Origin of the sequence: Thalassobacillus devorans MSP14, from assembly GCF_000496835.1 — a bacterium.
GTDB classification, from domain to species: Bacteria; Bacillota; Bacilli; order Bacillales; family Halobacillaceae; genus Thalassobacillus; species Thalassobacillus devorans_B.
In genome coordinates this window covers 2,317-5,276 of the sequence record NZ_KI543240.1, presented here as the reverse complement: position 1 = coordinate 5,276, position 2,960 = coordinate 2,317, and the positions used below count along the sequence as shown (strand labels likewise).

Here is a 2,960-nt window from a genome sequence, read left to right as displayed (position 1 = left end):
GTTAGTTAAGTCCTCGATCGATTAGTATCCGTCAGCTCCACGTGTCACCACGCTTCCACCTCGGACCTATCTACCTCATCGTCTCTGAGGGATCTTACTCACTCGAAGTGATGGGAAATCTCATCTCGAGGGGGGCTTCATGCTTAGATGCTTTCAGCACTTATCCCTTCCGCACGTAGCTACCCAGCGATGCTCCTGGCGGAACAACTGGTGCACCAGCGGTGCGTCCATCCCGGTCCTCTCGTACTAAGGACAGCTCCTCTCAAATTTCCAACGCCCACGACGGATAGGGACCGAACTGTCTCACGACGTTCTGAACCCAGCTCGCGTACCGCTTTAATGGGCGAACAGCCCAACCCTTGGGACCGACTACAGCCCCAGGATGCGATGAGCCGACATCGAGGTGCCAAACCTCCCCGTCGATGTGGACTCTTGGGGGAGATAAGCCTGTTATCCCCGGGGTAGCTTTTATCCGTTGAGCGATGGCCCTTCCATGCGGAACCACCGGATCACTAAGCCCGACTTTCGTCCCTGCTCGACTTGTAGGTCTCGCAGTCAAGCTCCCTTGTGCCTTTACACTCTGCGAATGATTTCCAACCATTCTGAGGGAACCTTTGGGCGCCTCCGTTACCTTTTAGGAGGCGACCGCCCCAGTCAAACTGCCCACCTGACACTGTCTCCGGACCGGATCACGGTCCTGGGTTAGAATGTCCGTACAGCCAGGGTGGTATCCCACCGGCGCCTCCACCGAAGCTAGCGCTCCGGTTTCTCAGGCTCCCACCTATCCTGTACAAGCTGTACCAACATTCAATATCAGGCTACAGTAAAGCTCCACGGGGTCTTTCCGTCCTGTCGCGGGTAATGCGCATCTTCACGCATAGTATAATTTCACCGGGTCTCTCGTTGAGACAGTGCCCAAGTCGTTGCACCTTTCGTGCGGGTCGGAACTTACCCGACAAGGAATTTCGCTACCTTAGGACCGTTATAGTTACGGCCGCCGTTTACTGGGGCTTCGGTTCAACGCTTCGCTTTAAGCTAACGCATCCCCTTAACCTTCCAGCACCGGGCAGGTGTCAGCCCCTATACTTCGCCTTACGGCTTCGCAGAGACCTGTGTTTTTGCTAAACAGTCGCTTGGGCCTTTTCACTGCGGCTCCTCGCAAAAGGAGCACCCCTTCTCCCGAAGTTACGGGGTCATTTTGCCGAGTTCCTTAACGAGAGTTCTCCCGCTCACCTTAGGATCCTCTCCTCGCCTACCTGTGTCGGTTTGCGGTACGGGCACCTCTTTCCTCACTAGAGGATTTTCTTGGCAGTGTGAACTCAGGAGCTTCGGTACTCTATTTCCCTCCCCGTCACAGCTTGACGTTGCCGGACGGATTTGCCTATCCGACCGTCTCACTGCTTGGACGCGCTCATCCATTGGCGCGCTCTCCTTATCCTCCTGCGTCCCCCCGTCGTTCAAACGGAAAGGAGGTGGTACAGGAATATCAACCTGTTGTCCATCGCCTACGCCTTTCGGCCTCGGCTTAGGTCCCGACTAACCCTGAGAGGACGAGCCTTCCTCAGGAAACCTTAGGCTTTCGGTGAAAGAGATTCTCACTCTTTTTTCGCTACTCATACCGGCATTCTCACTTCTAAGCGCTCCACCAGTCCTCACGGTCTGACTTCACGGCCCTTAGAACGCTCTCCTACCACTGATCGTAAGATCAATCCGCAGCTTCGGTGATGTGTTTAGCCCCGGTATATTTTCGGCGCAGAGTCACTCGACCAGTGAGCTATTACGCACTCTTTAAATGATGGCTGCTTCTAAGCCAACATCCTGGTTGTCTAAGCAACTCCACATCCTTTTCCACTTAACACATACTTAGGGACCTTAGCTGGCGGTCTGGGCTGTTTCCCTCTCGACTATGAACCTTATCACCCATAGTCTGACTCCCAGAGCTAAGTCACTGGCATTCGGAGTTTGACTGAATTCGGTAACCCGGTAGGGGCCCCTAGTCCAATCAGTGCTCTACCTCCAGGACTCTGTTCTCTGAGGCTAGCCCTAAAGCTATTTCGGAGAGAACCAGCTATCTCCGTGTTCGATTGGCATTTCACCCCTACCCACACCTCATCCCCGCGTTTTTCAACACGCGTGGGTTCGGGCCTCCAGTCAGTGTTACCTGACCTTCACCCTGGACATGGGTAGATCACACGGTTTCGGGTCTACGACCACATACTATGTCGCCCTGTTCAGACTCGCTTTCGCTGCGGCTCCGTCTTTCAGACTTAACCTTGCATGGGATCGTAACTCGCCGGTTCATTCTACAAAAGGCACGCCGTCACCCATTAACGGGCTTCGACTACTTGTAGGCACACGGTTTCAGGTTCTCTTTCACTCCCCTTCCGGGGTGCTTTTCACCTTTCCCTCACGGTACTGGTTCACTATCGGTCACTAGGGAGTATTTAGCCTTGGGAGATGGTCCTCCCGGATTCCGACGGAATTCCTCGTGTTCCGCCGTACTCAGGATCCACTCCGGAGGAGATTCGGTTTCAGCTACAGGGCTGTTACCTTCTTCGGCCGATCGTTCCAGATCGCTTCGCCTACCAAATCTCTTTGTAACTCCAATGGAGTGTCCTACAACCCCAGAAAGCAAGCTTTCTGGTTTGGGCTGGTTCCGTTTCGCTCGCCGCTACTCAGGAAATCGCGTTTGCTTTCTCTTCCTCCGGGTACTGAGATGTTTCAGTTCCCCGGGTCTGCCATCCTGCACCTATGTATTCAGTACAGGATACGGTCCCATTACGGACCGTGGGTTTCCCCATTCGGAAATCTCCGGATCATAGCCTACTTACGGCTCCCCGAAGCATATCGGTGTTAGTCCCGTCCTTCTTCGGCTCCTAGTGCCAAGGCATCCACCGTGCGCCCTTCTTCACTTAACTATCTTCGTGAAAAGACGTTGTTTTGATGTCGTTGAATGTCTT

The 2,960-nt window shown here is 54.0% G+C and carries 1 rRNA gene; it reads right to left on the bottom strand.

From position 1 onward, the window contains the following. Nucleotide 1 precedes the first annotated feature (1 nt). Nucleotides 2-2,918: ribosomal RNA gene (locus tag P855_RS0120165) — 23S ribosomal RNA — on the bottom strand. Nucleotides 2,919-2,960 lie beyond the last annotated feature (42 nt).